This window comes from Psychrobacter sp. AOP22-C1-C5 (genome assembly GCF_052378885.1).
GTDB lineage: Bacteria > Pseudomonadota > Gammaproteobacteria > Pseudomonadales > Moraxellaceae > Psychrobacter.
Genome location: NZ_JBQSYC010000002.1, coordinates 364702 through 391101, shown reverse-complemented (window position 1 = coordinate 391101; position 26400 = coordinate 364702). Strand labels below are relative to the sequence as shown.

Annotated in this window: 26 protein-coding genes; 14 read left to right on the top strand and 12 right to left on the bottom strand. The window is 42.7% G+C overall.

Annotated elements, in window-relative coordinates; genetic code table 11:
* The first annotated feature begins 3 nt into the window (after nucleotides 1–3).
* Nucleotides 4–501 (top strand): hypothetical protein, encoded by a 498-nt coding sequence (locus ACT3TH_RS04230; RefSeq protein WP_444754605.1) that lies wholly within the window; start codon nucleotides 4–6, stop codon nucleotides 499–501.
* 140 nt (nucleotides 502–641) lie between these two features.
* Nucleotides 642–1169 carry a cytochrome b gene (locus tag ACT3TH_RS04225; RefSeq protein ID WP_444754604.1) on the top strand — a complete coding sequence of 176 codons (528 nt, stop codon included), beginning with the start codon at nucleotides 642–644 and terminating at the stop codon, nucleotides 1167–1169.
* A 144-nt stretch (nucleotides 1170–1313) separates the two neighbouring features.
* On the opposite strand, the gene minE is transcribed toward ACT3TH_RS04225, so the two are convergent.
* From minE to ACT3TH_RS04200, 5 genes are all read right to left on the bottom strand, one after another.
* A complete protein-coding gene (gene minE, locus ACT3TH_RS04220; RefSeq protein ID WP_444754603.1) occupies nucleotides 1314–1604 on the bottom strand; it encodes a cell division topological specificity factor MinE in 291 nt (96 codons plus the stop codon).
* Between the two features lie 2 nt (nucleotides 1605–1606).
* Nucleotides 1607–2419 (bottom strand): septum site-determining protein MinD, encoded by an 813-nt coding sequence (gene minD / locus ACT3TH_RS04215; protein ID WP_444754602.1) that lies wholly within the window; start codon nucleotides 2417–2419, stop codon nucleotides 1607–1609.
* Between the two features lie 406 nt (nucleotides 2420–2825).
* On the bottom strand, nucleotides 2826–3680 hold the full coding sequence (gene minC / locus ACT3TH_RS04210; RefSeq protein ID WP_444754601.1) for a septum site-determining protein MinC: 855 nt from the start codon (nucleotides 3678–3680) through the stop codon (nucleotides 2826–2828).
* A 103-nt stretch (nucleotides 3681–3783) separates the two neighbouring features.
* Entirely contained in the window at nucleotides 3784–4875 is a 1092-nt protein-coding gene (locus tag ACT3TH_RS04205; RefSeq protein WP_444754600.1) for a hypothetical protein, read from the bottom strand.
* A gap of 345 nt (nucleotides 4876–5220) precedes the next feature.
* Entirely contained in the window at nucleotides 5221–6174 is a 954-nt protein-coding gene (locus ACT3TH_RS04200) for an acyltransferase (RefSeq protein WP_444754599.1), read from the bottom strand.
* A gap of 461 nt (nucleotides 6175–6635) precedes the next feature.
* Between ACT3TH_RS04200 and ACT3TH_RS04195 the strand changes: the two genes are divergently transcribed.
* From ACT3TH_RS04195 to ACT3TH_RS04165, 7 genes are all read left to right on the top strand, one after another.
* Entirely contained in the window at nucleotides 6636–7292 is a 657-nt protein-coding gene (locus ACT3TH_RS04195) for an OmpA family protein (RefSeq protein ID WP_444754598.1), read from the top strand.
* A 336-nt stretch (nucleotides 7293–7628) separates the two neighbouring features.
* Complete coding sequence (locus ACT3TH_RS04190; protein WP_444754597.1) at nucleotides 7629–9089, top strand: imelysin family protein; 1461 nt, start codon at nucleotides 7629–7631, stop codon at nucleotides 9087–9089.
* A 240-nt stretch (nucleotides 9090–9329) separates the two neighbouring features.
* Nucleotides 9330–10961 (top strand): di-heme oxidoreductase family protein, encoded by a 1632-nt coding sequence (locus ACT3TH_RS04185; protein ID WP_444754596.1) that lies wholly within the window; start codon nucleotides 9330–9332, stop codon nucleotides 10959–10961.
* Between the two features lie 106 nt (nucleotides 10962–11067).
* A complete protein-coding gene (locus ACT3TH_RS04180) occupies nucleotides 11068–12219 on the top strand; it encodes an imelysin family protein (protein ID WP_444754595.1) in 1152 nt (383 codons plus the stop codon).
* 3 nt (nucleotides 12220–12222) lie between these two features.
* Entirely contained in the window at nucleotides 12223–13821 is a 1599-nt protein-coding gene (locus ACT3TH_RS04175; RefSeq protein WP_444754594.1) for a DUF1513 domain-containing protein, read from the top strand.
* Nucleotides 13822–13823: 2 nt separating this feature from the next.
* Nucleotides 13824–14492: a M48 family metallopeptidase gene (locus ACT3TH_RS04170; protein ID WP_444754593.1), complete on the top strand. Its 669-nt coding sequence runs from the start codon at nucleotides 13824–13826 to the stop codon at nucleotides 14490–14492.
* Nucleotides 14493–14684: 192 nt separating this feature from the next.
* Nucleotides 14685–15290: a methyltransferase domain-containing protein gene (locus tag ACT3TH_RS04165; protein ID WP_444754592.1), complete on the top strand. Its 606-nt coding sequence runs from the start codon at nucleotides 14685–14687 to the stop codon at nucleotides 15288–15290.
* Here ACT3TH_RS04165 and ACT3TH_RS04160 read toward each other — a convergent pair.
* Both ACT3TH_RS04160 and ACT3TH_RS04155 read right to left on the bottom strand, forming a co-directional pair.
* On the bottom strand, nucleotides 15265–15939 hold the full coding sequence (locus ACT3TH_RS04160; RefSeq protein ID WP_444754591.1) for an HD domain-containing protein: 675 nt from the start codon (nucleotides 15937–15939) through the stop codon (nucleotides 15265–15267). The two genes, ACT3TH_RS04165 and ACT3TH_RS04160, sit on opposite strands and share 26 nt — an antisense overlap.
* Before the next feature lie 78 nt (nucleotides 15940–16017).
* A complete protein-coding gene (locus ACT3TH_RS04155) occupies nucleotides 16018–16926 on the bottom strand; it encodes a hydrogen peroxide-inducible genes activator (protein ID WP_444754590.1) in 909 nt (302 codons plus the stop codon).
* Between the two features lie 304 nt (nucleotides 16927–17230).
* Here ACT3TH_RS04155 and ahpC point away from each other — a divergent pair, with 304 nt between their 5' ends.
* Both ahpC and ACT3TH_RS04145 read left to right on the top strand, forming a co-directional pair.
* The gene (ahpC, locus tag ACT3TH_RS04150; protein WP_444754589.1) at nucleotides 17231–17797 is read left to right on the top strand and encodes an alkyl hydroperoxide reductase subunit C; all 567 of its coding nucleotides are present in this window, start codon (nucleotides 17231–17233) and stop codon (nucleotides 17795–17797) included.
* A 445-nt stretch (nucleotides 17798–18242) separates the two neighbouring features.
* Complete coding sequence (locus ACT3TH_RS04145; RefSeq protein WP_444754588.1) at nucleotides 18243–19112, top strand: SDR family oxidoreductase; 870 nt, start codon at nucleotides 18243–18245, stop codon at nucleotides 19110–19112.
* A gap of 120 nt (nucleotides 19113–19232) precedes the next feature.
* Here the strand turns inward: ACT3TH_RS04145 and ACT3TH_RS04140 are convergent, their stop codons facing one another.
* Nucleotides 19233–19481, bottom strand: a complete 249-nt coding sequence (locus ACT3TH_RS04140; protein WP_444754587.1) for a YdcH family protein — start codon at nucleotides 19479–19481, stop codon at nucleotides 19233–19235.
* Between the two features lie 469 nt (nucleotides 19482–19950).
* Between ACT3TH_RS04140 and ahpF the strand changes: the two genes are divergently transcribed.
* Nucleotides 19951–21531: an alkyl hydroperoxide reductase subunit F gene (ahpF, locus tag ACT3TH_RS04135; protein WP_444754586.1), complete on the top strand. Its 1581-nt coding sequence runs from the start codon at nucleotides 19951–19953 to the stop codon at nucleotides 21529–21531.
* A gap of 94 nt (nucleotides 21532–21625) precedes the next feature.
* Here ahpF and ACT3TH_RS04130 read toward each other — a convergent pair whose 3' ends face one another.
* Nucleotides 21626–22369, bottom strand: coding sequence for a glutathione S-transferase family protein (locus tag ACT3TH_RS04130; RefSeq protein ID WP_444754585.1), 744 nt, complete (start codon nucleotides 22367–22369; stop codon nucleotides 21626–21628).
* Between the two features lie 186 nt (nucleotides 22370–22555).
* Between ACT3TH_RS04130 and ACT3TH_RS04125 the strand changes: the two genes are divergently transcribed.
* A complete protein-coding gene (locus tag ACT3TH_RS04125) occupies nucleotides 22556–23095 on the top strand; it encodes a hypothetical protein (RefSeq protein ID WP_444754584.1) in 540 nt (179 codons plus the stop codon).
* A gap of 66 nt (nucleotides 23096–23161) precedes the next feature.
* Nucleotides 23162–23416, top strand: coding sequence for a hypothetical protein (locus ACT3TH_RS04120; RefSeq protein ID WP_444754583.1), 255 nt, complete (start codon nucleotides 23162–23164; stop codon nucleotides 23414–23416).
* A gap of 104 nt (nucleotides 23417–23520) precedes the next feature.
* Here the strand turns inward: ACT3TH_RS04120 and ACT3TH_RS04115 are convergent, their stop codons facing one another.
* The 3 genes from ACT3TH_RS04115 to ACT3TH_RS04105 all read right to left on the bottom strand — a co-directional run bounded on the left by ACT3TH_RS04115 (nucleotide 23521) and on the right by ACT3TH_RS04105 (nucleotide 26370).
* Nucleotides 23521–23853, bottom strand: coding sequence for a TIGR01244 family sulfur transferase (locus ACT3TH_RS04115; RefSeq protein ID WP_444754582.1), 333 nt, complete (start codon nucleotides 23851–23853; stop codon nucleotides 23521–23523).
* Between the two features lie 152 nt (nucleotides 23854–24005).
* Entirely contained in the window at nucleotides 24006–24332 is a 327-nt protein-coding gene (locus ACT3TH_RS04110; RefSeq protein ID WP_444754581.1) for a beta-lactamase hydrolase domain-containing protein, read from the bottom strand.
* Between the two features lie 328 nt (nucleotides 24333–24660).
* Complete coding sequence (locus ACT3TH_RS04105; protein ID WP_444754580.1) at nucleotides 24661–26370, bottom strand: SulP family inorganic anion transporter; 1710 nt, start codon at nucleotides 26368–26370, stop codon at nucleotides 24661–24663.
* Between the last annotated feature and the right edge of the window lie 30 nt (nucleotides 26371–26400).

Sequence of the window (26400 nt, the reverse complement as noted above, 5' to 3'; positions counted from 1 at the left end):
TGTATGAAACAAATTTTAAAACATTCGTTTGAGGCAGTGAGCTTACTGACTACTAATAACGGTATGCTTGATGTGACAATCGTTCCAGCATTTAACCAGCCCGATTGGCTCATTCCTAGCAGTTTGATTTTAGGTGTGGATGACTACGACGAGCGTACTTCAACCTATGCTTGGCAGCAACAAGAAGTGGTCGTGTTTCATCTGCTTCCAGAAGATCAAGCGCCCAATAAAATGATTGTATTAGAGGGTAATACCGCAGACCATCGATTAGCGTTACAGACGGCAGGCGAGCTACGTCAATTACAGGCTCGTATTGCTGAAGTTAAAGACGTTGAGCTTCCCAAATCTTTTATTAATACTGACAACGACGAAACTGTCATACCCCTCGACGAAAACGTTGTGCTATCCTATCTTTTCCAAGCCGTTATGATTGAAGACACCGTCTATCTGGTGCCAGACTTAGATAACATTGCGTATCAGTTAATTGACTTAGACAGCTAGTTTTCCATTCATGTCTGAGTGAGTCTTGTTGATAACGGTTATGACATAGTCACGTTGATAGTTTTAACGGTTGAATGAATGGCTGCTTGGCTTGCAACATTGATGATAGACAACTATGGATGAGGGTAATAGGACAGCTCATGAGGAATACAGTTTCAAACTTATCAAAATGGCCAGTCAGTAGTCGTATTTTTCACTGGATCAGTGCAGTTTTATTACTGGTTACTTGGACGATGATACTGTTGTACGAGAATCTTGATAACAGTCTTTATATCGGATTGCACAAGTCGTTCGGCATTAGTGTGTTGTTTTGGATGATAGCGCGAGTGATTAATCGTGTGCTTACAAAAGCGCCCCCATCTATGCCAATGCCTAAGTGGCAGATATTACTTGCCCACTTGACACATTTTGGGCTATACGCTTTATTGATCGCCATGCCGATGGCAGGTCTATTGATGTCAGTATACGGCGGTCGACCAGTAGATATTTTTGGTCTGTTTCAAATCCCTGTATTTGTCACGCCAGATAGAGATATGGCGCGCTTTTTTAATGATTTACATACCAATATTATTTGGCCTACCATTATAGCATTCACCCTTATTCATATTGGTGCAGCTTTATATCATCAATTTGTCAAAAAAGACAATTTAATAGCACGTATGAAATAATCATTGCATACGACTGATTGATAAGGACAATGTAATCAGTGTGATCAATCAAAAAATATATCAAAAAAAGCCCTAATTATGATAACTAGGGCTTTTTTATTGGTGTCATAAAAGCGTTAACTATTAGACTTAACTTTTATACGCTTACTTTTTGTGCTCAGGCAAACTGATATTCATCTCTAATACATCTAAGCTGTCCTCAGAACGATGATTGATATTGACATCATCTATCTGTACGCCATTGACATACTTGTTGACCACTTCTAGTATTTCACGCTTCATTTTTTCGATACGATCAGCAGTTAAGCGATTGTTTAAGCGATTTTCGCTAGCAACGATAACCTTGAGACGTTCAGTAGCCAAATTGGCACTACCGGCGCTACTATTGTCATCAGTACCAAATAAGCTACTCCAAAATCCTTTTTTCTTAGACATCATTAACCCCCAAACCAGCGCTGTAATAGACTCTTTTTCTTCACGTCAATATGACGTAGTGGACGTTCTTCGCCTAAGAAACGGGCGACAATGTCATCATAACATTGACCAGCGACAGAGTCGGTATAATGAATAACTGGCTCACCATGGTTAGACGCTTCAAGAACTGAATGGCTTTCAGGAACCACACCCAGTAACGGAACCTTGAGGATATCATTAGAAATCGTATCAATGTCCATCATCTCGTTGGCAGCAGCCCGTTCGGCATTATAACGAGTGATGACCAAGTGCTCACGTACAGAACCTTGATTTTCTTCGACTTTTTTAGTTTGGCTTTGCAAGATACCAATAATACGATCCGAGTCACGTACTGAAGAAATCTCAGGATTGGTGACGATGATCGCCTCATCAGCATGATACATCGCTAACTGCGCACCGCGCTCGATACCAGCGGGCGAGTCGCAGATAATATAGTCGAACTGTTTAGACAGCTCAGCCATGACCTCTGCCACACCCTCATCTGTCAGTGCGTCTTTATCACGCGTTTGACTGGCAGGAAGGATATACAAGTTTTCAAGCTGTTTGTCTTTGACAAGTGCTTGTGACAAGCGGGCACTACCAGTGATTACATCAACAAAATCATAAACAATTCGGTTCTCACAACCCATGATCAAGTCTAGATTACGTAGACCTACATCAAAATCGATAACGACTGTCTTATAGCCACGCAACGCCAAACCAGCAGCAAAAGAGGCACTTGTTGTGGTTTTGCCCACACCGCCTTTACCTGAAGTGATTACAACTATCTTCGCCACAATGGCACACTCCTATGAATCAATGGGATATCTTTTATATGAATAGCGCAATTTAATATTACTCAAACGCTATGTCATTACATAAACATAATTAGACATACTACATATGCGCTACCTGCGAGCTAGCCTAGCATAAATAAATAGAAATTTATAGCGAGTCTATACTAAAGCCAAAAAACAGCTTATAGACAATCTGCAAGGCTTTATGGCTTAAATTTGCGCGCTGATACTACATTTTTTGAATAATAAAATAGACGCTTACGGACCCTGCAAATAGTGGCAGAGCCAGAGATTCATCATAGAACATTTTTGTTAAATAAACTTACTATAATATTGAAACAGCGATTTAAATATCATTTAGGCACAATTTTTGGCTGACTGTTCAAATTTTTCAAAAGTCAGTAGTCTAAGCGTCATCCATTACAGTGAAAACCAAACCTTCGCCTTCTATGAATCTGACTTGTACAGACTTATCAATCACATGCTCAGGCAGGTTGTCTCTTAAGCAATAAGTACCAGCAACTGACACTAGGGATGGGTTAAACACCTGACAGAAAATACGAGCGTCTTTATCACCTGTGGCGCCTGCTACCAATCGACCTTGAGCGCGGCCATAAATATGCAAGCTATTATCAGTGATGGCTTCAGCGCCGCTATTCACGCTATTGGTCAAGATTAAGTCGCCACCCACATGATTAAGGCTTTGTCCTGAGCGTAGCATTTGATCATAAATAAGGCTGGTAATATGCTCAGCGCTTACTAATGTCTCTGCTGTAACAGTAGAAATCGTCGTTTCAGTTGCATTCTCGCTGGCTGTATCAGTAGCATTGCTAGCAGTCTCGTTAATAGCAACATCGTTACTACTGTCTGAATCAGCGCTTTTATTTTCTGAGGAGCTACTAACTTGAGTAGGGACTTTTTTGCTAGGTAAAATACGTTCGATACGTTTGCCATCGGCAGGAAATATTGCCAAGCGCTGTGCGCGTGCTTGTTCATCCAATGTCCCTGTAACGATGCCGATGGGCTGTAGACCCCATGACCATAACAGTTCTACCAAGGCGGACAAGTCTTGTTCAACCTCGCTATCGATAAGAATAGGAATATTGCTAGATTTGTTACTTAGCGTTTTGGCAAGCTCAGTGTCAATCACGCCCAAATCATTCGTACTAAACTGCAAGCGTGAAAAGGTCAGCATTTTCCCATAAAACGCCAATGCTGGTACAGCGCCTGAAGCTTGATTGTCGTTGTTTGAAATGGTCATATATAAATCCTCAAAAGATAATCTTGTCGCTGCATCTACGGTAGTATTTTTATTGTCGAGACATATTGTTGGTTTTATTGTCGAGCGATACTGTCAGAATTAATTATAGATTAAGCATGTCCTGATGTTTCCAGTGCTGTACTTTTACTTGGGCTTCAAATTCAGTCAAACTGTCATCAATGATACTCGAAATTAAAGCATTGAGCGCGATATTATCCGTATCTATTTTTGCCACGCCACTGGCGATAGCTACCATCAATGCGTCGAGGCGCTCAGGGTCGAGAAGACGTTTATTTAATGCGTAAACGACGTTTTCGCCTATATTGTGGCCGACGTGTTGTAGTTGCGATTCAATCAGTGTACCAGCAATGGGTATCATGCGCAGATAGCGCCGTAATTCAGGGGTATTTGCCAACCCTTCTTTAATGGCATTACCCATCTCAGTGGCTAACACGTCACCGCCACTTGATGAGGCTGTCAGCTCTTGTAGTTTGGGCGCCAGCTCCTGACGTAGTATAGACAACAATGCCGCTTCAATCTCATCACGGTTACGAGCAATCGTAGATTCGATAAATGATTTGTGCGTATTGGGATCAGTCAGTTGCTGCCGAAAGTTTTGAATGGTGGTCAGTATGACTCGGTCGGACAGCTCTTCTAGCAGTAAATTAATATAGAATTTGATACGATTGATCCAAGGCTGCGGCAGCACTTGGTAACCGAGTTGATATAAGCGTCGTCCGATGACCACAGCTCGGAACAAACGCAAGGCTCGCAGCTGCGGGAAACAGCCCAATACCTCATACCAATGTACAAAAGGAAAAAAGAACCAACGGTAATAAACCTTTCGTTTGATCGCAATTATCCAGCGTACCAACAGCTCAAAAATCAAAAATAACGTGAAAAACCCACCAGCAGTACGCAACGGATCATGTAAAGTATCTCGATACCAACTGAGTGTATCGCCAACAGTCAACCATGCTGCAGCGCTATAACTAAAGTTACTCATCAAAATAGCATCGATACTAATCAATAGCAGATCAATACTGATGGCGATGATCATCGCGATATCATAAGTAAGTTTTAAACGACTGGGCTTTGGACGATCAGGACGTAATGGCTTATCATCTGATAGACGAGGCGACTGATGCGGTATTGATGTCGAGTCTAACTGCGGACTAGTAGTAGAGGCGGACACAGATGAACCTTATAGAGGATAAATGGCACAAAAAATAGCGGCATAAATACATGCATCACTATCTCGTAAATGATAGTCAAAAAGTCATAGGGCTATGACTCTTCACATTATCAATGAATAGGGCTAGAAAACAACCCATCTTTTATTATAATTATGCATGATCACCAATCGCCTAAAAGTTATGATTTAAATCGCAGTGGCAAGTTAGAATACAGCATTGGATAAGCGCCCCAATAAGTACTGTGATTCAGGGTACGGCTTACTTTAAATAAAATCACTACTTACGCTAATTATGGCAATGCAGCTGCCGCTATCCTTATGCAGCCGCTTTTTAGATTCATTTAGTTAGGGCTTAGGGTCCGCTTCAAACTCAGCCAACATGTCTGTAATCAGCTGATCCTTTTCGCGCCATATTTGTTCAACCCACTCAAACATTTGCGCTTTGATTGCCTCATCGTTTTCGTAGCCCCCATTTTGAATGCCAGTAAACAAGTCATCAGGTATTTTAATGTGTCTAACATCAACGCCCAAACGCTTAATGTTTCCTTTCCACAAATCACCATAAGTTGGTACACCATCTGGATAAACAATGGTCATATCCAACATACCATCGATGTCTGCGCCTAGCGCGTTAATGGCCAGTGATAGACCACCAGCTCGTGGTTTTAGTAAGTGAGTATAAGGAGACTTTTGCAAGTCGTGTTTGGTCTTAGTGAAGCGCGTGCCTTCTAAATAATTCAGCAAGGTAAAAGGCTTGTTCTTTAAAAGTGCACAGGCGCGCTTTGCTTCCTCAATGTCTTTACCTTTTAAGGCAGGGTTTTTTGCCACCGCTTCTTTAGAGTATCGACGCATCATAGGGAAGTCTAGAAAATAAAAAGCTTGCCCAACCACAGGAATATAAATCAGCTCGAACTTGGTAAAAAATCGGGTTAACGGCAAACGTTTTTCACTAATGTACTGCATGATGCTGGTATCGACCCAAGACTGATGGTTACTGACCAGCAAATATTTGCCGTGCGTGTGGACATCATCGGGTAAGCGGATACGCCAGTCTTTACGTGGCAACATATTATCAATCAAAGCATTGTTACTACTGATCCAATAATCGGTGATTTTGATGACTGATTTATCGGCAATCGATGCGCCAGTCAAAATCTTGCCAACGCCCATTAACCATAAAGGAATACTACAAGTGATGCTGTTGGCAGTAATGACGCCAGTGGCGGTCGCCAATGAAACGGCTCTTCCTAATTTAGGATTGCGTTTATGTATTTTTTGAATGGTAGATGTCAATCGCATGCTAGATCCTTTTCGGTCAGTCTTATTAGTATATAAGTTATCCAGTGTTGGTGTCGCTGTTTTTGAACCCATCAGATATATTCACACAGTTAACAGGGCAGTGGTGTTAAAAACACTCATTGCTTGTCAACACTTTGGTCATAAAGGCTGCTTTATAGTGACTAATGCTTCTTATATTAATCATACAATATGAGGAAATGATTTTAGCAGAAACGAATCACAGTGTACGAGTGTAAACGTGACTTGTGATAACAAGATATCAAACATAGAGTAGAAGAAATGGTCAAAAGACCATGAAGCCAATCTGCACATTTTATACATAGATGTGACAAAATATTACACAGAGTTAGATTGTTATTGCCATAATAATCATGAGTGCATATATGCACCTAGTAGGAATTAACGTCAGATATTTATAAAAAACATTGTATTTATAACTTTTAAGCTTAAGAGGAATGATTATGCGTAATACATTAATGATTGCAGCAGTAGCATCAGGTTTGGCTCTTAGTGGTTGTTCTACAGATCCAAACACTGGGCAGCAACGTCTAAACAAAACGGCACTTGGTACATTGGTTGGAGCTGCAGGTGGCGCAACTATTTCAAAAGCAACTGGTGGCGATAAAACTGGTCGTGATGCGGCTATTGGTGCAGCATTGGGTGCAGGCGTTGGTTACTATATGGAGCGTCAAGCCAAGCAGCTTGAGCAACAAATGGCTGGTACAGGCGTATCAGTTGAGCAAAACCCAACTACTGGTAACATCGATTTGGTTATGCCAGGTAGCATTACTTTTGCCTTTGATGATGCAACACTAAACTCATCGTTTAAGCCTACGCTTAGTAAGCTTGCACAAACCATGAATCAGTACAACAAGACCACTGTAAACATCGCTGGTCATACAGATAGCACTGGTTCAGCGTCTTATAATATGGGTCTGTCACGTGATCGCGCTTATTCAGTGGCTAACTACCTAACCGCTCAAGGTGTTGCTTCTAACCGTATCAATGTAATTGCTTATGGTCAAACACGCCCAATCGCTAGCAACAACACAGATGCTGGTCGTCAGCAAAACCGCCGTGTTGAGCTAACTATTAATTCGCCACAGAGTGTTAACTAATCTGTAGATTGATATAGTTGCTATTCAGACAATAACTGTCTTATTAGCTATATGTAAAAAAAAGATCAGCAATTAGCTGGTCTTTTTTTGTGTCTAGATTTCATGATAAGGGCATCGTTGTTTTATAGGTAGAATCGTTTAACAGTCAAATTGATATCGCTAGGTTGTATGAATCTGGAAACTTTATTAACGATAATAGCGCATGGTTTAAAGACATCGCAAAAGATGACATTTATGTGAAATTATTTATTGATAACGATTATCAATAACACTATACTTTATCGATGTTTTCTTTATCAACCCAACTTGTTTTTGCTGTCTTTTTTGAGGATATGTATGACGATTACCACAGTAACGCGCCGTAAGATTTTACCAACTACTTTAGCTGCTGCACTGACAGGGTTATTGATGGTGTCGGGTTGTACCAAGCAAGCTGAAGAAGACACAGCCACTCAGGCTGAGACACAAACAGAGGTGCAGAACACAGAACCGACTGATACTACAAAGATGTCTGCTGCTGATAAGGCTCACACTGATAGACTGGTGATCAGCTATGCAAACATGGCGCACGCCGCTTACAAGGACTCGTTAGATACCGCCAAAGCGCTACAGGCGGCAGTAGAAACTTACATAACAACGCCTACTCAAGCAAATCTTGATGCTGCAAAAGCTGCCTATAAAGCGGCGCGTCAGCCATACTCACAAACTGAGATTTTTCGTTTTGATGAAGGGTTTGTTTCGCCTAATGATAAGAGAGCAATTGGCAGTATAGACAGCTGGGAGGGACAAGTGAATGCTTGGCCACTCGATGAAGCTTTGATTGATTATGTCAGTGATGGGTATGAAGGTGAGTATAGCAGTCAAGACAACATTATCAACAGTGATAGTATTACGGTTGGTAGTATCAAGCAAGACACCAGTACAATCACACCTGAACTACTAGCAGAAATGAATGAGATTGGTGGAAGTGAAGCCAACGTGACGACTGGCTATCATGCTATCGAGTTTATGCTGTGGGGACAAGATACCAATGGTGTTGGTGAAGGGGCGGGCAACCGCCCAGTGAGCGATTATGCTACTGAAGCAGGTCAATGCACCAGTGGTGAAACAGTCAACGAAGATGCCAATATATGTAAGCGTCGAGGTGAGTTCTTAAATGCAGCCGTCCAGTTACTAGTAAATGATCTAACAGCGATGGAAGCTGAATGGCGACCTGACAGTGAGAATACGTTGCGTAGCGATCTTATAGCACGCAAATATGACAATGGTCTGCGTCAGGTGATGTACCAAATGGGCAGTCTGGCACTAGGCGAGCTAGCTTCTGAGCGTATGCAGGTTGCGTTTGTTACAGGATCTACTGAAGATGAACACGAGTGTTTTAGCGACTTGACACATCTAAGCTATGCCAATAATGCCCTTGGCATTCAGAATGTTTTTAATGGTAGCTACAAGACGCTCGCTGGCAAAACCGTTGGCGGTTATGGCGTTAAAAACTATCTCATTGATAGCGGCAATCAAGAAGCGGCTAATGAGTTGGCGGCTGATTTTGCTAAGGTAGCAACGGCCTTTAACCTAATTGTAGAAAAGGGTGAAAAAGAAGGCATCAAAGTGGATCAGATGATCGCTACAGTAGGTCAGGCAAGCAAACAAGGAATTTCCGCTGAAGAACAAAATATCCGACGCAGCTGGATAGAGAATGCTATCACAAGCTTACAAGAGCTGACGGCCGGTATTGAAAATGCAGCCAAGTCTGTCGGTATTGAAAACCTAGATGCTGATGCAGGATCACAGTTTTAAGAGCACGGTTGCAACGCCACAGTTTTGAGGTCAAAGATATAAGCGTGAATAGTCATCTTCCGTTTAAATGTGGGTAGGATATACGCGTTGTCAACTGCAGTTGGCAGCGTGTTTTTTATACGATATTGAAAAACAAGTTAGATCAGCGTATCGCTGTCATTTACTGCTTAAAAGTAATACGTTGTATAACGCGCGATTTTAATGGTTCTACAATAGAACTAAAGTACTAAGGTACGCTCCATGAATCCTTCGACTGTCTCAAAATCTAAACAATCTGCCGTGCTTCACGCGTCTTTTGTCATAGCCTGTGCGCTCTTTTTTAGCGCCTGCCAGCCAACAGACAGCGTGTCTGATGATGCCTCCGATAATGAAAAAAAGACACTATCGAACGGAGAAAACCAAGCATTAGCACCTGAGCGTATCCAAACCATAGAGGCACTGGCGGGCGTACCAATGCAGCAGTTGGCACGTTTTGACCCGCAAGAGATTAAGCAGGGCGGTGATACGGGACTTAGCATTAGTAGTGCCGAGAGTTATTCCAAGCCTTCATCCAACTTACCTGCTTCGCGTAAAGGTTCTTTTTTTATCGGTAATGCGTTCTTTCGGCAACCATGGGTAGTTGCCCCTGCTAGTACGGATAGCCGTGACGGCCTAGGGGCGTTGTTTAATGTCGCCGCTTGTCAATCGTGTCATATAAAAGATGGTCGCGGTCATGCGCTCCTGAATGCTGAGGACGATGCCGACAGTTTGCTTATTCGCCTTGCCATGCCAGCGACCACCGATGAGCAGCGTCAGCAATTGCAGAATTCACTTATCGAAAAAGTCGCCCATCCAATGTATGGCGGTCAGTTGCAAGATCGTGGTATCCAAGGCGTACCTGCCGAAGCAAGAATTGCCGTGCAATGGCGCGATAAACCAGTCACGTTCGCAGATGGTCATATCGAAACATTGCGCGCCCCCACTTTTAACTTAACCAAACCCGGTTACGGCCCATTTGATGAGGCGCTGATGGTGTCGCCACGGGTTGCCTTGCCAATGATTGGGCTTGGGCTGCTAGAGCAGATACCAGACGAAGCCATCAAAAAGCAAGCCATCAAAACGAATGGCGACAATGGCGATATCAGTGGTAAATTCAACTGGGTAATGGATCCACAAACTGGCAAACATGCGCTCGGACGCTTTGGTTGGAAAGCGGGTCAAACCAAGCTCATTACCCAAAACCAAAGTGCCTTTAATGAAGATATGGGACTGACGTCAAACATCCGTCCGCATGAGTCATGTATGCCAACGCAAACTGCTTGCATGAATGCGACGACTGGAGCTGATGAGCAAGGCAATGGTAAACCGCCCGTTGAAGTGAATGATGAAGTGGCGAAATTTGTGGATTTTTATACGCGTAATTTAGCGGTGCCGCATCGCCGCAATGCCGACGACAAACTAGTGCTAGCGGGTAAAAAAAGATTTTATGACATGGGTTGTCAAAATTGCCACACGCCAAGATATGAGTTGCCTAAAACTGACGACGATCACCTTGAGCAGCATGGGCAAGTGATTTACCCTTATACGGATTTGCTGTTGCATGATATGGGCGATGATCTTGCCGACCGTACGATTGCGGGCAAGTTGCCATCAAAAGATTTCCAAGTTGAATTTTTAGCCAATTCCTATGAGTGGCGTACGCCAGCATTGTGGGGCATTGGTCTTGCCCAAACTGTTGATCCCCAAGCGACCTTTTTACACGATGGCCGCGCGCGTACCTTAATGGAAGCGGTGCTGTGGCACGGCGGAGAAGCAGAGAAGCAACAAAAAAGAGTGCTTGAACTGGATAAACAAGGACGTGCTGAATTAAATGCTTTTTTGAAGTCATTATAAAAATGCATCGCAGCCCCATATTTTTATACGTCACGCTTTTATTTTGAACTGACTGTAATAAGATTATTTGCCTTACCAAGTTGTTTATAACATTACCGAGAAATCTATGAAAATAAACCATGCTTTAGCGATGGCCTTGTCTGCCTTGAGTGCTGGCCTTCTTATTAGCTGCGTAAAACCTGCTGATGAAAATAAAGCACCAGATGTGGACAGCCAAAAAATTGCACAAGACAGCGCGGCCTCTGCCAGTTCGATAGAAAATACTGGTGATAGTGCTATTCAAATGACGGTCGTAGATATCAGCGCTGATACTGAAAAAACCTACCTGACCCATGTGGCAAATGATATTGTCATTCCTGCTTATGCTGATGCAGCTAAGCAAAGTGATGTATTGCATGATCTAGCGCAAAAGCACTGTCAGCAAGCACCAGTAGATGGCACTGAGCTACAAGCGCTGCGCGACCAATGGCTCATATTGGCACAAGCGTGGGCGAGTGCTGAGATGATTAACTTTGGTCCTGCAACCGCCAGCATGAGCAATCTGTATATCAACTATTATCCTGACGAGCGCGGGCTGGTACACAGTGGTGTTGCTGAGCTTATCGCTGCCAATCCAAGCCTAACCGCTGAGCAGCTGGCTAACGAAAGCGCTATTGTGCAAGGCGTACCAGGGTTGGAAGAAGCGCTATATGCCAATGATAGTCTGGATGCAAGTCAATGCGCTTACGTGATAAGTGCAAGCAGTGCGCTGAGCACACGTCTAAAAGACATCGAAAAAAACTGGCAGCAAAATGCAACTGAACTATTGGCGATTGATAAAACAGCTGAAAGCGATCAAGGGTTGAACCAATGGTTTAACTCTTTATTATCCTTGGTTGAGACCATGAAATCGAACGCTATTGAGCAACCCTTGGGTTTGGTAGGCAAGGCCAAAGGTCATGTGCCAGCCGCAACTGCTGGTCAAAGCCGCGCTATTATTAATGCTAAATTGGCCACTTTAAATGAAGCGCTGACCGATCCAGTGTTAACCGCTATTTTGGGCAGTAATAACGAAAGCAACGTGGCTGATAGTTTATCGACTGCACTTGCCGATACCACGACATTATTGGCACAGATGCCCGAAGATTTAACCACGGCAGATAAAGCCACACAGCAAGAGTTGCATGATCATCTTACTACCGTCACGCGTTTGATTAAGCGTCAATTGATTCCGACACTTGGTATCCGTGTAGGCTTTAACAGTACCGATGGCGATTAAACCATGCAGACTCTCAAAGCTAAGACAGTGTCGTCATTGACTAAAAATTCCTATCAATCGTCTGACTTAAAAGACGGACGAGTAAATAGGACATTAGGTCAGGAGCTGCTAGCGACATCAGCCTTGACAGTAATGGGCACGGCAGCACTGGTCGGTATCCATCACCGTTATCGCAAACAGCGTCAACCTGACGCACGCTTGCAGGATTATGTGACAAGTGCGCGCGCTCAGTTGCATCCATTGCTATCAGCTCATGAGCTGCCACTCATGCGCTTGCGCTACGCTTGTCAACAGGGAGCGGCTGCGTGGCGAGAGGCTTACCGCACTTATTTGACAGAAGACAAAGGGTACGATAGTAACGCTACTGATTCTAGTGCTTTGCATACCACCACTATGCTGGCGCGACCTGTTTGTTGGGTCAGTGGTGTGGCGTCTATACCAAAAAATATCGCACTGATAAAAAATGACAATGACAATGCTAGCGTAAGTGATTTTGGAGTGGTTGGTATTGATGCGGATAGACAAATCGTTTGGCAAACGACTATGCCTGAACGTGTCCATGATATTGTTGTTCGACCAGTTGCTGATGCTCAACACGAGCCTAATTACGATAACAATAACCAAAATAGGAATAACCAAAGTAACAACCAAAGTCGTGATGTCGTTGTAATGGGTCGCCGTCCCAGTGAAAAATTCTGGGTATTAGATACGGGGACCGGACAAGTGAAGTTTGCTATTCAAGCTTCAGTCAATCGTCATTTTTATGGGCATGCTTGTTATAGTTTGGATGGTACAAAGCTGTACGTGACTGAGAATGATACGATAAATTTAGACGGCAAAATTGGTATCTACGATGTTCACGATCATTATCGAAAGATAGCCGAATTTGATTCACATGGCATTGGTCCGCATGAGCTGATAATGCATCCCGATGGTGATACTTTGGTGATCGCTAATGGGGGTATCAAGACTGAACAAGCATCGCGCGAAGAACTAAACCTAGATACCATGCGTCCATCGTTGGTTTATCTCAACCGTCATAATGGATCGTTACTTGAGCAAATCACACCAGAACACAGTCAGATGAGCGTGCGTCATTTAGCCATGCACGATGATGGCACAGTGATGATCGGTATTCAGTTTCAAGGGGCAAAGCATATCAATGTGCCATTGGTATTGACGCATAAACGCGGTGAGACTGACTTTCGTTCTTTAATTATGCCCAATAATCAGTGGCAATGCTTCCATCAGTATATCGCCAGCGTGGCAGTAGATAGTGAGCGTAACCAGTTATGTGTGACTACACCGATTGGCGGTTGTGCAGCCATATTCGATTTAAACACCCGTACTTTAATTGATGCAGTCAATCTGCCGGATTGCGCAGGGGCATCGATTTTATCAAACATCAGCAGTAGCAAGACTAAGCAAACTCATGAGCGTGGTGAAAAAGCGGGTTTTATTGTTAGTGATGGACAAGGCCAGTTGACCACGTTATCTATAACGGATGTACCTATGACAGATATAAGTCCGAGTGCTGGGCGTGTGCTTATAGACAGTCAACCTCATATGATGTCCTTTGACAATCACTTGCAAGCGCTTTGAAAATGAATCTATCACCAGAATACAATGCATCTTTATTGGACAGTGCTATCCAGCGCTTGGCAAGAGCAGGTATTGAGTTAAAGATAACCAAAAAGCGCGTCAAAAACATCAATTTTCGCCTAAAGCCTCACACCTTAATGATATCTGTACCGATATTTATCAGTAATGCACAGATCGGGGAAGCGGTTGCTAAGCGCGTGTCATGGGCGATTGCTAACCATCCACAAGTATTAGAGCAACATCAGCGCAAACAATATCCTACATCCGAATCTTCAACGGCAGACAGCCCGTTATTGCTTTGGGGTATTGCACAACCCTTTGTGTTGAGTCATGATGAAAAAATCTCGTATTATCGGCAACAACTTTTGGAAGTCATGCCCGCGTTATTTGATAAGTGGCAACCAATCGTTGGAGTAACCGCGAATGAGACACGCCTAAAAAAAATGCACACGCGCTGGGGCAGTTGTAACACTCGGGCGCGCCGAATTTGGTTGTCCGTCTACCTGCCTGCGTATCCAATTGAATGTACCGAATACGTCATCGTCCATGAGCTTTGCCATTTGCATCATGCCAATCACAGCCGCGCATTTTGGCAAACAGTCGCGACAGCGATGCCGGACTATCAACGCTGGCATAATATGCTGGCAGGTAAAACAGGGAAGTTAGATTAAACGAGATACGTAGTCAACCCACTATAAAAGAGTTATATTTAAAACAACGTTTCACTGGGATAAATTTCCCTTACTTGCTGTGCTTGCACGCCAGAGGCTTCGAAAAATTTATCCCAGTAGCACTCTGTATTTTTTTAAAGTGGATAAGCGGTAGCTCGTTTAACATAACATTCAATAAGACAAGGAAGTCGTATGAGAAACGTCAGTGAGGCAGAATTTTGGCAGCAGCGTTATGAGAAAGACAGTATCGGTTGGGATATGGGTAAGGTGTCACCGCCGTTAAAAGCCTATATTGACCAGCTGCCCGAATCGGCTAAAAATCAAGCCATTTTGGTTGCTGGCGCTGGCAATGCTTACGAGGTTGGCTATTTGCATGAGCAAGGGTTTACCAATGTAACGTTGGTTGACTTTGCGCTGGCACCAATTAAAGCGTTTGCTAAACGTTATCCTGACTTTCCAGCGGAGCATTTACTCTGTGCAGACTTCTTTAACTTATCGCCTAAGCAATATCAGTTTGATTGGGTACTTGAGCAGACGTTTTTTTGTGCGATAGACCCGTCGCGCCGTGATGAGTATGTTCAGCAGATGGCGGCACTGCTCAAGCCTAATGGTAGACTGGTAGGTTTGCTGTTCGATAAAGACTTTGGACGTGATGAACCACCGTTTGGTGGGACGAAAGAAGAATATCAGCAGCGTTTTGATACTCATTTTGAGATTGAAATTATGGAGCCTAGTCACAACTCACATCCGGCACGGCAAGGAAATGAGTTGTTTATTCAGATGCGCGTAAAAGCGTAATCTCACGTTCAATATTGTTTCGAGCCTGTATCTCTAAGTGCTCATGGTAATATTCAGTGATATATATTCGTGGATGCGCCAATAATTTCTCTAAAACCGTTATTCGTCCGATGCGGTAATCCACCATTGAAACATGCGCGTACTCTTGGCGTATGGCTTGCGCGTAGCGTTCATAGTCAGTCCAAGGAACACCCAAAATACTTAAATCCATGTCCAATAGATAAGCTGCATCGCTGCGTTTTTGGTGATCGGCTAACTCATCAAGTTGGTGTGTGGCTGTCATCATAATAAGCGCGTAGATATAGTGGCAGTGCTTGTCAGTCAGATAGCGCCTTAACGTTTCTACCGCATATACAGCGCTTTTTGACTCATTGTCTGAGCGTGTCGGATCGTATATCACATCATGGTAATACAAAGCCAAGGCGATGATATGCGGTTCGTGCAGATAATGGCCAATTTCGTCAAATTCTATAAACAAGTGCTCGATATGACGCAAGCTATGATAAGCGCGCTGGGTTTCATTATAACGAGCAGCGATATCCAGCCAAAGCGTTTTTGCTTCTGCTGGCGTGACATCACTATTGATAGCAGATAAGTGCCGAGCAAAACGATTGCCCAACTCAGCACTGATTTGCGAAAACTCGTTCATGATTAACCTGATTTTTTATGAAAGATTGTTATTTATGAAAGACTATCGTTTATGAAAAACTGTTGTTCACAGTGACTTTTAGTTTTTACCAGCAGCCTCTTCAAAAGCTTGTTTAAACACTTTACCTAGTAAATTGACATCATCGACGCGTGCGTAATTCAGGCGAGTGACAAAAGCAATATGACGATGCGGACCTTCTTCTGCTAGTGGCACCGCGACGGCATTTTGGTTTTGTAGATGCAACTGATCCAGTGCCATTTCAGGGACCAAGGTCGTACCCATGTTGGCAAGTGCCATTTGAATCAGTGTATTAAGACTGGCATCAGAAAAGCTCGATTTCATCTGCGTGCGGTCAAAATGACAGACGGATAGTGTTTGGTCAGTCAGACAATGGCCTTCGCCCAGTAACATGAGATTGGCAGTGGCCAGCTCATCAGCATTGATGGTTTCTAACGTGGCGTGTACATCATTTTTTGGAAATACGGCAAAAAAATCCTCATTCCAAAACTCAAAACTGTGCAATCCATCTACCGCATAAGGTAAGGCAATGATCGCGGTGTCAATGTGACCATAACGCACTTGTTCGAGCAGACGCTCCGTTTGCTGCTCAACGATACTCATACGAAACTCTGGATAGTGCTTTCGTAGCGCAGGTAACACTTTAGGCAGTAAATACGGGGCGATGGTGGGAATAATGCCAACCGTCATCGGGTAGGCAAGTGGGGACTGATGACTGTGCGCGCGCGTGGTCAAATCATTCACTTCAGAAAAAACGCGTTGCGCCCGAGTCAGAATGTCCTCACCGATAGGGGTAATTAAGACTTGCTTGTTATTACGTTCAAAAATCTGGGTATCCAATTGTTTCTCTAATTCGGCGATACCTAGGCTCAGTGCAGACTGCGAGATATTGCAGTCTTCTGCCGCACGCTTAAAGTGACGATGCTTGGCCACGGCTAAGGCAAACTCAAGTTGACGTAAAGTAATCATAAAACCTCTCTATTAATGGGTTTTTAACGCAATTTGTTATGCTGATTCATCTAGCGTACTGCTTTTAGGTCATTTGTTATTGACGTTCTTAATAAAATAGTCATTTACGTGTAGTACACTGATGATGAAAAGCAGAGATAATAGTTTAACAAGTTTAATAAAACAAAACATCACATTAAAAACTTTTAACTGGATTAACTATAGAATTCGCGTATAGTTTGTCAGGTAGCCCAGAACGTTAAAGGCTTAACAGAAGCAATTATATAAATACGTTCCAATTAACTTAACTATAAAGGAGCCAATCATGGCGTCTATCATCAATCAAGAAATCCCAGAATTTTCAGCAGAAGCTTATGTAAATGGTGAATTTAAAACCATTACTTCAGAAGACGTAAAAGGCAGCTGGGCAATTTTCCTATTTTACCCAGCCGATTTTACTTTTGTTTGCCCAACTGAACTTGAAGATATGGCAAACCATTACGAAGAACTAAAAGGCTTAGGCGTAGAAGTATACTCAGTATCAACCGATACGCATTTCACGCACAAAGCATGGCATGATTCTTCAGACGCCATCGGTAAAGTAAACTACCCAATGATTGGCGATCCTACTGGTAAAATCACTCGTGGCTTCAACGTCATGATTGAAGAAGCTGGTTTGGCTGAGCGCGGTACGTTCTTAGTAGATCCTGATGGCCTGATCCAAGTAGCTGAAATTCATGCTGGCGGCATCGGCCGTAGTGCAAAAGACATGCTACGTAAAGTAAAAGCAGCACAATACGTTCGTGAAAACGATGGCGAAGTTTGCCCAGCAGCTTGGGAACAAGGCGGCGATACACTAAAGCCAAGTCTTGACCTTGTTGGTAAAATCTAAGCATAAATGTGTTTTAAAGCAATCTCTACGTATTTATTCCAGTAAGATTTGGATTTAAATACGATAAAGGCCCTATCGGCAATAGCTGATAGGGCTTTTTTTTGGCTGATTTTTTATATAAGTTTTTATATATAAGTAAAGCCATGCCTTACGCGAATCGCTCTATTTTTTAACAGTCGTTACTATCTGTTATATAGTGCATCTTTGATTACATCGCCACCACAAACTGTCACGTAAGATTATCTGCTTTTTGGCTGAGTCCCGTTATGCTAGTTAGCAAGGTTGACGTAAATGCCATTATTGCCTAAAACAATAGGCAATAATAAAGGCATCTAAGACCCATAATAAGCAAAAAGAACAAATCGGCAAAGTAAGAGAAGCGTTTGCCCATTCGTTTTTATATAACAATAGACAATAAAATTATATGCAACACAAAGGAGTTACTATGAGTAATAAATCATCAGAACAAGCTTTCCCAAAAGACCAGCAGCAATCGTTACCAGGTTCACAACAAGAACAAAAGCCGCGTCCTGAAGTACTACCGCGTGATTATCCAAACGGTAAGCTTGCCGGAAAAGTCGCTGTTATCACAGGTGCTGACAGTGGTATTGGTCAAGCTGTTGCTATCTTGTTTGCCAAAGAAGGTGCAGATGTAGTCGTCAGCTACCTATGCGAAGATGAAGATGCCAACATGACCAAACAACATGTCGAATCTTACGATCAACGCTGCGTGCTAGTTGCCTCAGATTTATCGCAAGAATCCAATTGCAAAGATCTCATCGATAAGGCCATTTCTGAATTTGGTAAAATTGATATCTTAGTGAATAATGCGGCATTGCAGATTGAGCAAGAGTCACTGACAGATATCAGTACTGAGCAGTTCGATAAAACCATGCACACCAATTTCTATCCGCATTTTTGGTTAAGTAAATTTGCACTTCCGCACATGAAGGCGGGTAGTAGTATTATCAATACCACGTCGATTACCGCTTATCGCGGCGTCGCTTATTTGATGGATTATGCGTCGACTAAAGGGGCGATCTTGTCTTTCACTCGTGCATTGGCAACCAATTTGACCACTGAGAAAAAAGGCATTCGTGTCAATGGTGTTGCACCTGGCCCTATTTGGACGCCATTGATTGTGGCATCATTCACGCCTGATGAGATTGAAAAATTCGGGTTAGATAATCCAATGGGACGCGCAGGTCAGCCTAATGAAGTCGCACCTGCTTATTTATATCTGGCAAGCGATGACGCAAGCTATGTCACGGGTCAAGTTATTCACGTGAATGGCGGTGAGATTATTGGCGGATAAGTATTTAGCCAACAGTCGTAAATAAAAGATAGAAATAGCCGTTTATGTGCCAGTTAATGATTTAACGAACCACGTAAGCGGCTATTTAATGTCATAAATATGAGAAAAAAGAGTTGGTGATTAGCTCAAGGAATGAGGTTTATTCTTTTCAATCACTCGATAAATCTCATCTTTGAGTTGGAGTTTTCGCCGTTTCATCTGTTCTATTTCTTCTTCACGGCTGGCGTGTTGTATCACATCTTTTTCAAGATGATTGATTTGCTGGTCAAGCTGAGTATGTTCATCGAAAATACTCGCAAAATGGCTGTCTGTTTGTTTAAGCTCAGCAATGATTTCTTTGTTGTCTTGAAAGGTTTCAGTCTTTCTCATCTGGTCATCCTTGTTATGAGGAGCAAACTTGCGATAAGCAGTCGCGCAGTGTTATTAAGTTTTAGATATTACTCAGTCAAAAATCTATTTAACTGAGTAGAGTTACCACTTCATACAAAAAAGCTTTTAAGAAACACGCATAAAAGTCAATTTGCTATGAGGTCATTAGGGCCTTTTTTCATTGACCTCATTTGATTGTAGCGAAAAAACACCCTTGATACTATGGTAATAAGCTATATGTGAATTTATATTTAATCATATATTACATCCTATGATTGGTTTTATAAAACATAAGGTTTGAGTTTCTCAGCTTGCTCAAACACTCAGAACCTATGATAATAGGGACATTCAAAGGCATTCTGCTATTGCCTATACTGTTTTAAATAAAATTATTAATATTAACAAACACACATTTAAGCGTGCGACATGACAGTTGCCGTTACATATCCAGTAATGATGAGGAACAAATATGATAGATCAAGGTTTATTAGATGCTGTAAAAAGCTATAGCGAAAATATGACTCGTCCTATTACCTTTATATTGGGTAGTGGTGAGCACAATAAACGTGCCGAGTTAATCGACTTTCTGACCAAAATTGCGGGTACGACTGACAAAATCAATTTTGACAGCACAGCGACCGATGATAGCTTACCAAGTCCGATCAGCTTTGCGGTTCGTAGTCATATCGATGGTACTTTGACCGACACGGGTATCGTCTTTAGTGGTATTCCAGGCGGTCATGAGTTCACGTCATTGATTTTGGCGATATTGCAAGCGGGCGGTCATACATTGAAGTTGGATGAAGGCGTTCAAAAGCTGATCAAACGCTTCAATAAGCCACTACAGTTTCAGACTTACGTATCACTGTCTTGCCACAGCTGCCCAGAAGTCGTGCAAGCATTGAACCAGTTTGCGCTACTTAATTATGACATCAGTAATGAGATGATCGATGGTGCGTTGTTTCAAGAGCAAGTCGATGCCAATAACATCCAAGGCGTACCAGCCGTATTTTTGAATGGCAAACCGTTTGCGAATGGTAAAATTGACACGGCTAAGTTGATTGAAAAACTGCAAGAGCAGTACCCTGATTTGTTAGGTGAAGCTAGCGATGACGATGCTGAGCAATTAGAGCAGCAAGACGTGACTATTATCGGTGCTGGCCCTGCTGGGGTAGCTGCTGCCATTTATACGGCTCGTAAAGGCCTAAAAGTGACTATGGTTGCTGATCGTATCGGTGGACAGGTAAAAGACACGCAAGATATTGAGAACTTAATCTCTGTGACTTTGACCACGGGTAGCGAGTTGTCTAACAACTTTGAAAAACACTTGCGCGAATATAACATTACCTTTAAAGAACACGTCAGCGTGAAAGAGATTGGCGAGACTGAAGACGAAAATTATAGTATTCATCTGAATACGGGTGAGACCTTCAATACTCGCAGTATTATTCTAGCGACTGGTGCCCAATGGCGTAAGCTTGGTGTACCTGGTGAAGAAGAAAATATCGGCAAAGGTGTGGCGTATTGTGCGCACTGTGACGGTCCATTCTTTAAGGGCAAAGAAGTCGCTGTGGTGGGTGGCGGTAACTCTGGTATCGAAGCTGCACTTGATCTAGCGGGTATCGTCAAACATGTTACGGTGTTTGAGTTTGCAGAAGACTTAAAAGCCGATCAAGTATTGATTAACAAGGCCAAAGAAAAAGCCAACATTGATATCATCACCAGTGCTGCAACCAAAGAAATCAAAGCCACAGACAATAAAGTTAGCTCTCTTGTCTACGAAGACCGTAATACGAGTGAGACCAAAGAGCTTGAGCTAGCAGGAGTGTTTGTTCAAATCGGTTTGGTACCCAATACTGGATTTATCAAAGGGTTTGTCGATCTAAACCGCTTTGGTGAGATTGAAATTGATGAGCGCTGCCGCACAGATCGCAGAGGTATCTTTGCTTGTGGTGACGTAACCACGGTTCCATTTAAGCAAATAAACATTGCGATGGGCGAAGGTTCAAAAGCAGCATTATCAGCGTTTGAATACTTGGTTATGCAGTAAGTTATTTAGTTTTAATTTAGATTAAGAAGCCACCTCGTTTGAGGTGGCTTTTTTGCGTTCGCTACTATCTGATTAAAAGGTTTCAGAGCACTGCTTAACCAGCTAATATGCCTGTCACTGATATAATTTCGCCTGCTTCATCTTCTTCAATAATCCGCGTCTCTTGTAAAGCCGCTTGAATCCAAGCGTTCATGTGCGGGTTATTGAGCATTGTTTCGCAGTACTGCTGCGTTTTTGGTTGCAATGTTAAACCAGAAGCAGTGGCATAAGTTTGTAGTCGGAGTACAACAGGAGCGAAAAAGGCATCGGCAACCGTAAATGATCCAAACAGATAGTTGCCCGCTGAGCGTTCTTTCAAACAATCAGCAAAGATAGCCTCAATACGAGCAATATCCGCTAAGCAAGCCTTACTTGGCTCTATTTTAGCTGTTGCTCGAATATTCATTGGCATCTCATTACGAATACCTGTCATCCCTGAATGCATCTCTGCCACGATACTTTGACAGTAGGCGCTGTCTATTCTGTGACGATTGTCGTCCTTATTTACCTCAGATTTAAGGTTTCCTGTCCAAATATCTTTGTCTGTCAAAAAACTATTGGCATACATAGCAATCGCTAACGTATCCCAGACCGTCACTTTTTTATCGCCTTCACCGCTGACAAGGACAGGAACTTTACCCGTTGGCGCATGCTCTTTAAGTATTGGTAGTGCTGACGCAGCAAACAGCTCGATGGGCTGCTCATCAAATTCAATTTCAAACGCTTTTAAGAGTAACCAAGCCCGCAATGACCAAGAAGAGTAGTTTTTATTACCGATAATAAGGAGAGGGGTTTGCATTGTCGTATCCTATATTTTTGTAAGAGTAGAGCTGTAGTATGCCGTCAAATTTGTTTGGAGGCTACGAGAAATACGGTACCTATTTTAGGAGAAAATTGGTTTTTTTAGAAAAAAGAATTTACAGCTTGTCAAATTAAAAAAATTGACTTATGTTTATTAATAAGCCCTTATGAGAAAACCAAGAGAATGAAGATCAAAGATGGTTACTTTAATATTAGACGGAACAATTTAGCTAAATATCTAGTTTTTATATTGTTAATATTGAATATCAATAACGTTTATGCTGCGACTGTTGATGAAATTCTAGATAAATACTATCCTATATATAATGAGATTAAACAGTATCGAGGTATTATTGCTAATAATGGCTCTACAATTGATGAAGGTGTCTACCTAAAAAGTAGATACTGCATTGCAGTGGATAGGCAATTAAAAGTACAAACGAAGCAAGGCAAACGTTTATATATATTAGTTATTGGAAATGTTTCTTTTCATCAAGAAGGCGGAAATGATTCTGGCTCTCATGCTGACACTGGACTGGTCGGCATGTTTGTCTTAAAGCCAAAAGATGATGGCTGGAAAGTTGAGTATGCCAATCCTGCAATGAATGCAGGTAGCTCTGGTCATGGCTTAAAAGATTGGAAGCTGATACAAGTTGGCCCTGATCTGTGGGGTTTTATTAATATTCATAGTGATTCTCACTATATTCAATCGTTTTCTGAATAAGTACTACTAGCGCCAGACCCCAAGTCAAAGAAGGTGATAGACAGTCATATCACGGCAAAAGTGACTATGGAAAACAATCCATTCGCACCATCGGGTTGTAGTAAGGATAAGAGTATAGATTACTGTGCATGGATTAAAGCCAAACTCGGTATTGATAAGACGACAGTTATTAATGGTTTTTATCCCCTAAAAATAACGGTTAACGGCTATGAATATAACCATAGTGGAACGCAAAAAATGACCTATAACAATCAGGTCTACAAAATAAATTACGAACCAGAAAAAGGCTATCAAGCGCCTGAAAATTATCCAGTTCAATAGAATTATTTACCGTTGCGTTGTTATTGACTACTTTATAACAGCAAACGCCCATCCAGAATCTGGACAGGCGTTTTTTTAAGCAATAGGATTTTTTTAGATAACTATCAGTCGTCCAGTAAATCCATACGTTTTGCCGCCTCATAAATACCCGTCGAGCGATTGCCCGTACGGCAAAAGATCAACATTGGCTGCTCAGCTTGGTTAAAGAAGTCAGCAAACTCTTCGACGTGATTTTGATTCAGCTCGCTACCAGCAAAAGACACTTCTTTATAAGCAAGGCCTGCTTCTTTAGCAGCCGCTTCAATCTCAGCGCTGGTCGGCTGGTTTGGTTCTTCCCCATCTGGACGGTTATTGATGATGGTTTTAAAACCATTTTCGGCGATCATGGGTACTTGGTCTGGCGTGATTTGTCCAGTAAAACTGACTTTATGGCTCATTAGCGATCCTTGTTATTTTTTGTATTAAAAAAGGGTGGGTTAGTCTGTAAGTACAGCGTACAAGCATAAGCCAAATGAGCAATTTTCTAAAGATACCGAAAGTAAACGAGGTCGCTGTTTTTATTAGCCAACATCTTTAATAGTCACCGTCTCTAGATCAGCCCTTGCATCAACGCACTTTGATAAAGCAGTTTGGCACGTGCACCTGTCCCGCAAAACATCAAGATAGGTTTTGGCATGGCACGATAGAAGGCCGCGAACTGCTCTACAGTCGCCATGCTTAAACGCTCATCATCAAATGGCAGATGGTGATAAGTCAAATTGGCTTTTTCAGTGGCATGAGCGAAGTCGCAGCTGTTCGGCTGTGTCTCTGTCTCAGCATCAGGGCGTATATTGAGCACAGAGCGATAGCCAAGCTCAGCAATTTTAGTACATTGGCTTGGATAAATTTGCTTGTAAATCGTTAAATTATCGGTCATAAGTCAGATCAGTCGCGTAAAATAAAAGGCGTTTGAATATAGAATGAGGTGATTCAAGGGTATTCTTTAAAGCTTGGTTCGTAAAAACGACTAGGTATTTTTTCTAAGTAGGCAGTCTCTTTACTAAGTAAATACTATCTTCATAAGTCGCTTTTGTCCAAAGCTTATTATGATTTAGCATAACACAGCTTTTGACATATCTGTATTTTGTCACACACAATAATAATTATTGTTGATTTAACCATATATCGTTAGTCCAAAATAAAAACCTTAGATCAGTACAAACCTTCCTTTTCAAATCGAATCAACTGTGAAGTCCATAAGAAGATTAAATGTCTTTTAGTGCATTTACTGCATCCATCGTACTTAAATAAACATGCCCTGAAAGCTCAGTAATGATGGGTGTGTACTCGATGACGTCCATCACAGGCCCTTTAATAAAGCTGAAGTTTAAGTGCTTGTTTTGATTCAATAGCTCTTGATTGAGACTAATCAGCATCTCTTGTCCCGTCAAATCAATGTGATTGACCGCAGACATAATTAGAATAATCTCGTGGGCTTTTGGATATTGGCGCGTGGCTTGCACGACACGGTGGTGGACAGACTCACTATTGCCAAAAAATATGCTCTCATCGATACGTAACATCAGGAGATTTGAAAAAGTTATCACATCGTGTCGGTTGATATTGCGAAAATGCCCTGTACCTGCCAATTGACCAACAATGGCGACGTGTGGTTTGCTTGATTGCCAGATCAAGCTCGCAAAAGATACCATCAGACCAATGACCAATCCAGTATTTAGCCCAAATATCAGCACACCCACAAACGCTGCCGTAAAGCTGGCAGCATCTAAGCGGTCACGTTGCCACGCCGCCTGCAAGGTTGCCATATCAATCAGGCTGATGATGGACGCCATGATGGTCGCACCCAATAAAGCATAGGGCAGTGGTGCCAGTGCGTTGCTAAAGGCGATCAAGGCAGCAACCATAACCAACACAGTGACCAAACTCGCTACTGGCGTTTTCGCACCTGAGTCTGAATTGATGGCAGTTCGTGAAAATCCGCCAGCGACTGTGAAGCTCTGAAAGAATCCACCTGCCATATTGGCAAGACCCAATCCCGTCAGTTCACGATTGGCATCAAAAGGTTCACCGCGCAGTCGTGCGTAATTGTTCGCGACCGAGCTGCTTGAAACAAATATAATCAGCGCCATTAGTCCAGCACTAGGAAGTAGATCTAGTGCCTCATCGAAGTTTGGTACATAAGGCAGAGTAAAGGTGGGTAGCCCATGCGGGATACTGCCGATCGTTGCCACACCATGTACTGTCCAATGCAAGCCGATACTCAAAACGATGGCAATAATGAGCAAGATGAGTGGAAATAAGCGCTCTGCCCATTTGGCATGCGATGGGGACAACCAAGATTGCCAGACCCATTTGCTACCGTAACGATTGGCAACCAAAAGCGCAAAAGCGATCACGCCAATCAGTAACGTAAGCGGATGCAGCTGTCGGGCATACATTTGCATACTTGATAAATAACCAATCAAGCCATTCCCTGTGATGGGTATAGCGGTCAGATACTTAAGCTGACTGATAAAAATCAATACAGCCGCGCCACTGATAAAGCCCGCTGACACGCCGCGACTGATAAATTGCATGATCCAGCCAAGCTTTAGCCGCCCTGCTAACCATAATAGGAGGCCTACCATCAATGACAGCAAACTTGCCATGAGTGCATACTGCTGAACGCCTTGTGAGGCATAAGGGTGCAAGCTACTGGCGGTCATGATAGCAGTAATCGCAACAGGCCCCACCGCTTGGACATTACTTGAACCGATCCAAGCATAAACAATCACAGGGACGATGGCAGCATACAGTCCATAGACGGGCGGCAATCCTGCCAGTACCGCATAACCTAAGCTTTGCGGAATGACCAACACCCCAACCACCAACCCAGCGATGATGTCGGTTGGCAAGGTAGACGGCTGGTATTGACGCAACCAAGCAGGAATCAGACGAGCGGCAATAGAGGGCATATATCATCACAATAAAGAGTGTTAATTACA

Coding starts and splice junctions, on each gene's coding strand:
- ACT3TH_RS04230 (WP_444754605.1), top strand. CDS start 4: ATGAAACAAATTTTAAAACATTCGTTTGAGGCAGTGAGCTTACTGACT.
- ahpC (WP_444754589.1), top strand. CDS start 17,231: ATGGCGTCTATCATCAATCAAGAAATCCCAGAATTTTCAGCAGAAGCT.
- ACT3TH_RS04125 (WP_444754584.1), top strand. CDS start 22,556: ATGAAGATCAAAGATGGTTACTTTAATATTAGACGGAACAATTTAGCT.
- ACT3TH_RS04200 (WP_444754599.1), bottom strand. CDS start 6,174: ATGCGATTGACATCTACCATTCAAAAAATACATAAACGCAATCCTAAA.
- ACT3TH_RS04130 (WP_444754585.1), bottom strand. CDS start 22,369: ATGCAAACCCCTCTCCTTATTATCGGTAATAAAAACTACTCTTCTTGG.
- ACT3TH_RS04115 (WP_444754582.1), bottom strand. CDS start 23,853: ATGAGCCATAAAGTCAGTTTTACTGGACAAATCACGCCAGACCAAGTA.
- ACT3TH_RS04195 (WP_444754598.1), top strand. CDS start 6,636: ATGCGTAATACATTAATGATTGCAGCAGTAGCATCAGGTTTGGCTCTT.
- ACT3TH_RS04190 (WP_444754597.1), top strand. CDS start 7,629: ATGACGATTACCACAGTAACGCGCCGTAAGATTTTACCAACTACTTTA.
- ACT3TH_RS04140 (WP_444754587.1), bottom strand. CDS start 19,481: ATGAGAAAGACTGAAACCTTTCAAGACAACAAAGAAATCATTGCTGAG.
- ACT3TH_RS04225 (WP_444754604.1), top strand. CDS start 642: ATGAGGAATACAGTTTCAAACTTATCAAAATGGCCAGTCAGTAGTCGT.
- ACT3TH_RS04165 (WP_444754592.1), top strand. CDS start 14,685: ATGAGAAACGTCAGTGAGGCAGAATTTTGGCAGCAGCGTTATGAGAAA.
- ACT3TH_RS04170 (WP_444754593.1), top strand. CDS start 13,824: ATGAATCTATCACCAGAATACAATGCATCTTTATTGGACAGTGCTATC.
- ACT3TH_RS04180 (WP_444754595.1), top strand. CDS start 11,068: ATGAAAATAAACCATGCTTTAGCGATGGCCTTGTCTGCCTTGAGTGCT.
- ACT3TH_RS04185 (WP_444754596.1), top strand. CDS start 9,330: ATGAATCCTTCGACTGTCTCAAAATCTAAACAATCTGCCGTGCTTCAC.
- minC (WP_444754601.1), bottom strand. CDS start 3,680: ATGACCATTTCAAACAACGACAATCAAGCTTCAGGCGCTGTACCAGCA.
- ahpF (WP_444754586.1), top strand. CDS start 19,951: ATGATAGATCAAGGTTTATTAGATGCTGTAAAAAGCTATAGCGAAAAT.
- ACT3TH_RS04145 (WP_444754588.1), top strand. CDS start 18,243: ATGAGTAATAAATCATCAGAACAAGCTTTCCCAAAAGACCAGCAGCAA.
- ACT3TH_RS04110 (WP_444754581.1), bottom strand. CDS start 24,332: ATGACCGATAATTTAACGATTTACAAGCAAATTTATCCAAGCCAATGT.
- ACT3TH_RS04160 (WP_444754591.1), bottom strand. CDS start 15,939: ATGAACGAGTTTTCGCAAATCAGTGCTGAGTTGGGCAATCGTTTTGCT.
- ACT3TH_RS04120 (WP_444754583.1), top strand. CDS start 23,162: ATGGAAAACAATCCATTCGCACCATCGGGTTGTAGTAAGGATAAGAGT.
- ACT3TH_RS04175 (WP_444754594.1), top strand. CDS start 12,223: ATGCAGACTCTCAAAGCTAAGACAGTGTCGTCATTGACTAAAAATTCC.
- ACT3TH_RS04105 (WP_444754580.1), bottom strand. CDS start 26,370: ATGCCCTCTATTGCCGCTCGTCTGATTCCTGCTTGGTTGCGTCAATAC.
- minE (WP_444754603.1), bottom strand. CDS start 1,604: ATGTCTAAGAAAAAAGGATTTTGGAGTAGCTTATTTGGTACTGATGAC.
- ACT3TH_RS04155 (WP_444754590.1), bottom strand. CDS start 16,926: ATGATTACTTTACGTCAACTTGAGTTTGCCTTAGCCGTGGCCAAGCAT.